At 64.2% G+C, this 3,816-nt stretch carries 7 protein-coding genes; 2 read left to right on the top strand and 5 right to left on the bottom strand.

Translation table 11 applies throughout. The annotated features are described in order from the left end of the window. Nucleotides 1-79 precede the first annotated feature (79 nt). The 4 genes from rpmG to ACJWXQ_RS08880 form a co-directional block, all read right to left on the bottom strand. Nucleotides 80-235, bottom strand: a complete 156-nt coding sequence (gene rpmG, locus ACJWXQ_RS08895) for a 50S ribosomal protein L33 (protein WP_346052680.1) — start codon at nt 233-235, stop codon at nt 80-82. A 10-nt stretch (nt 236-245) separates the two neighbouring features. Next, nucleotides 246-482: a 50S ribosomal protein L28 gene (gene rpmB, locus ACJWXQ_RS08890; RefSeq protein WP_346052682.1), complete on the bottom strand. Its 237-nt coding sequence runs from the start codon at nt 480-482 to the stop codon at nt 246-248. A 266-nt stretch (nt 483-748) separates the two neighbouring features. Further along, the gene (locus ACJWXQ_RS08885; RefSeq protein ID WP_346052683.1) at nt 749-958 is read right to left on the bottom strand and encodes a DUF465 domain-containing protein; all 210 of its coding nucleotides are present in this window, start codon (nt 956-958) and stop codon (nt 749-751) included. After that, nucleotides 948-1,796, bottom strand: coding sequence for a PHP domain-containing protein (locus ACJWXQ_RS08880; protein ID WP_406672620.1), 849 nt, complete (start codon nt 1,794-1,796; stop codon nt 948-950). Before ACJWXQ_RS08880 ends, ACJWXQ_RS08885 begins: the two co-directional genes overlap by 11 nt. Nucleotides 1,797-1,901: 105 nt before the next feature. Here ACJWXQ_RS08880 and queD point away from each other — a divergent pair, with 105 nt between their 5' ends. Then, entirely contained in the window at nt 1,902-2,267 is a 366-nt protein-coding gene (queD, locus tag ACJWXQ_RS08875) for a 6-carboxytetrahydropterin synthase QueD (RefSeq protein ID WP_406672621.1), read from the top strand. Between the two features lie 47 nt (nt 2,268-2,314). Then, entirely contained in the window at nt 2,315-3,106 is a 792-nt protein-coding gene (gene cysQ / locus ACJWXQ_RS08870) for a 3'(2'),5'-bisphosphate nucleotidase CysQ (RefSeq protein ID WP_406672619.1), read from the top strand. A 165-nt stretch (nt 3,107-3,271) separates the two neighbouring features. Here the strand turns inward: cysQ and ACJWXQ_RS08865 are convergent. After that, on the bottom strand, nt 3,272-3,816 hold a 545-nt coding region (locus ACJWXQ_RS08865; protein WP_406672618.1), incomplete at its 5' end, for a chalcone isomerase family protein.

Below are 3,816 nucleotides of genomic sequence, written 5' to 3'. Positions count from 1 at the left end.
TCCGCTTCCACAGCAGAAAAAAAAGCCCCGGCAGTTGACACTGCCGGGGCTTTTTTATGCAGACAAGATGACAGGAAACTTACTTCAGCTTGGCTTCCTTGTACATCACGTGCTTGCGAACCACCGGATCGTACTTTTTGAACTCAAGCTTGTTCGGGGTGTTTCGCTTGTTCTTGTAAGTGGTATAGAAGTGGCCGGTGCCGGCGCTGGATACCAGTTTGATCTTCTCGCGCATGATCGCCTCCTTAGATCTTCTCGCCCTGGGCGCGCAGGTCGGCAACCACCGCGTCGATGCCCTTCTTGTCGATGACGCGCAGGCCCTTGGTGGAGACCTTCAGACGCACGAAGCGCTTCTCGCTTTCCAGCCAGAAACGATGAGTGTGGATATTGGGCAGGAACCGACGGCGCCGCTTGTTATTGGCGTGGGAGACGGTGTTCCCGCTGGCCGGCCGCTTGCCCGTTACCTGGCAGACTCTGGACATTTCTCGGTTCCTCTCGAATTCGTTCACTCCCGGGAAATCGCCCGGGCTTGCAGACGCGGGCCCGGCCAAGGCCGTCCCGACGCGGAAAAGCCGCACTTTATACCAGATCACCCCCCGCGCCGCAAGCTGGCGGGGTATCAATCCTGCCGCGACAGTAGCCGGGTCAAGCCCCTGTCGCGGCGGCAATGCCGCTCCCACAGCGGGGGACGCGCCGTCAGACAGGGAAATTCTTCGCGCTCTTGGCATCCTCTGCGCGAGGCCTGCGATCAGGCGTCCAGGTCCGGGATCATCTGGCTGCGCAGACGGGCGATGCTGTCCTTGAGCTGGAGTTTGCGCTTCTTCAGGCGGCGCAGGCGCAAGTGATCCACGGCCGGGCTCTCCTGGAGGGCCTGAATGGCGTCATCCAGGTCACGATGCTCCAGGCTCAGCTCCTCAATCCGGGTCTTCAGGGCCTCCAACTCCGCATCATCCAACACCGCTGACTCCTTCTCGATTCCAGACCGTTGCCGTGCCCTCCGGCAAAGCCGGCAGGCCGCCCGGTGTCTGTTGCCACCGGGTGGGGAGATGAAAATCCGAGCCATGGGAGGCGAGCAGCTCACGCTCTTCGGCCAGGCGCAGGCAGTGCCGCAGGCGATCCCCGTCGTGTGGCCCGCATCGAACCTCCATGGCGCCGCCCCCGGCCTCGGCAAAATCATCCAGCAAGGCCCGCAGCCGGGTGGCGGTGAGACGATATTTTAACGGATGCGCCAGCACCGCCACTCCCCCCGCGGCCCGGATCCGGCCCACCACTTGCCCAAGCTCGGGCCAGTCCACCCGGACCGCCGCCGGCCCGCCGCGCCCGAGGAGCTTTTTGAACGCGGTGGCAACATCCGGCATGTGCCCGGCCTCCACCAGCCAGCGCGCAAAATGCGGCCGGGTCAGGGTGGCACCATCGGCCAATCCCACGGCCCCCTCCAGCGCGCCGGGATAGCCCTTCTGGCGCAGCTTGCGGGCGATGCGTTCGGCCCGCTCCTCACGCCGGTCCACCTGCTCGGCCAGGGCCGCCTTCAGACCGGCGTCGGATTCATCCACCCACAGCCCCACCACATGGATTTCCTGGCGCCGCCACTGACTGGAGATTTCCACCCCGGGCACCAGCGTCACCCCATGCTCGACGGCCGCCGCCCGGGCCTCGTCCAGGCCGGCGACCGTGTCATGGTCGGTCAGTGCCAGACGACGGACACCGGCGCCGGCCGCCAGGGCGACCAGCTCCGCCGGTGGCAAGTGACCATCGGAGGCCGTGCTATGGGTGTGAAGGTCGGTATCGCTGTACATTGGGACCGCTCATCGTCTGATTCACCCAAGTCTACCAGCCCGGACTCGGCCCCGGCGCCCCATCCCCGTATAATGACCGTTTTCCCAACGAGACTTGGCATGAGCGTGGAAATCTACAAGACCTTCTGGATTGAGGCCGCCCATCGGCTGCCCAATGTGCCCGAGGGGCACAAATGCGCCCGCCTGCACGGCCATTCCTTTCGGGTCGATATCCACGTGGCCGGTGAGCCGGGCGAGGAATCCGGCTGGGTAATGGACTTTGCCGACATCAAGGGCGCCTTCAAACCCCTGTACCGGCAACTGGACCATCATTATCTGAATGAGATCGACGGCCTGGAAAACCCCACCAGCGAGAACCTGGCCATCTGGATCTGGCAGCGTCTCAAGCCCGAGCTGCCGGCCCTGTCGGCGGTGAGCGTGGCCGAAACCTGCACCTCCGGCTGCATCTACCGCGGCCCGGCAAAAGACTGAACTCGCACAAGGCGCCCGGAAGGCCAAGTACGCAAAAAGGACTGTTCATGAACAAAGAGTTTCTGGAACCCGTCGCTGCCATCGCGCGCCGAGCGGGAGACGCCATTCTGGATGTCTATGCCACCGATTTCGAAGTGCAATCCAAGGATGACGACAGCCCCCTGACCCGGGCCGACATGGCGGCCCACGAGATCATCATCGAGGGCCTGCGGGAGCTGACCCCCGGCATGCCCATCCTCTCCGAAGAGGCCGCCAACGTGCCCTGGGAGGAGCGTCGCCAGTGGGACAGTTACTGGCTGGTGGACCCCCTGGACGGAACCAAGGAATTCATCAAGCGCAACGGCGAGTTCACCGTCAACATTGCCCTGGTCAGCGACGGCGTGCCCACCGTGGGCGTGGTCCATGTGCCGGTGGCCGCCCGCACCTATCTCGGCTGCACAGGCGTGGGCGCATTCCGCCAGGAACAGGGCGAGGCACCCGAGGCCATCCAGACCCGCCGACCCCCGGCCACGCCCCTGCGGGTCATGGCCAGCCGCTCCCATGGCAGCGAGGCGGTGGAACGTCTGCTGCAACGAATTGGTGACTGCGAGAAGGTCTCTGCGGGCAGCTCGCTCAAGTTCTGCCGCGTGGCCGAAGGCAGTGCCGACCTCTATCCCCGCTTCGGGCCCACCAGCGAGTGGGACACCGCCGCCGCCCAGGCCGTGCTGGAAGCCGCCGGCGGCGCCGTCATCGACACCGAGGGCAATCCCTTTCGCTATAACCAAAAGGCGGATCTGCTCAATGGGCATTTTCTGGCGGTGGGGGACCCCGAGGTGAACTGGACACGGCACCTGGATTGAAGCCGACCCAGCCCGCGTAGGAGCGAATTCATTCGCGATTGCCGGGCAGCTGCCATCTGGATCCGTCGGAACCCATCACGGTTAGATCCTCTCCTACGGCGGGTGTAGACACAAAAAAACCGGCCGGGGCGGACCGGGCCGGTTTTTTTGATCTGGCCTGACGGCTCAGTCCAGGCCCAGCATGCCGTCGCGCAGGTTGCTGTCGGCCGGGTTTTCACCCAGGAAGATCCGCAGCACGGCCAGGTTGAACTCCGCGCCTTCCACCACGCCCTGCTCCTCACCATTGACGGTGACAATGGTGCCGCGGTCCGGGTCGTAATCGATATTGATGCGATCCCCCTCTTTCGGCGGGGTAAAGAAGCTCTTGAACTGCTCGATCTCATCGGCCAGCTCGGCCCGGGCTTCGGCCGGGGTGTTGTCTTCAAAGCCATCGTCCAGGGCGCCCTGCATCCGGCTCAGGGAGACATCGCGAATGAAGTTCAGGGAGATCCGGGAGGCGCCGTGACGGCTGATGATCTCGGCCGTGCTGCTCATGGGCTCGGGCAGATAAAGGGCGCCCACATAGAAGTTACGAAAGAAGGCCCGGCGAATACCGGTGCCGTTCAATTCCAGCAGATGATCACCCACTTCCACCGCCACCGGCAGGGTGATTCCTTCAACCACCACTTCCCTCTCCAGGGCTTCCAGCTCCTGGTCCTGGGCAAGCAGGG

The sequence above is a fragment of the Natronospira sp. genome, from assembly GCF_007134575.1.
In the GTDB taxonomy this organism is placed as follows: domain Bacteria; phylum Pseudomonadota; class Gammaproteobacteria; order Natronospirales; family Natronospiraceae; genus Natronospira; species Natronospira elongata.
The sequence above is the reverse complement of the archived record's forward strand: the minus strand, read 5'-3'. Positions and strand labels throughout refer to the sequence as shown.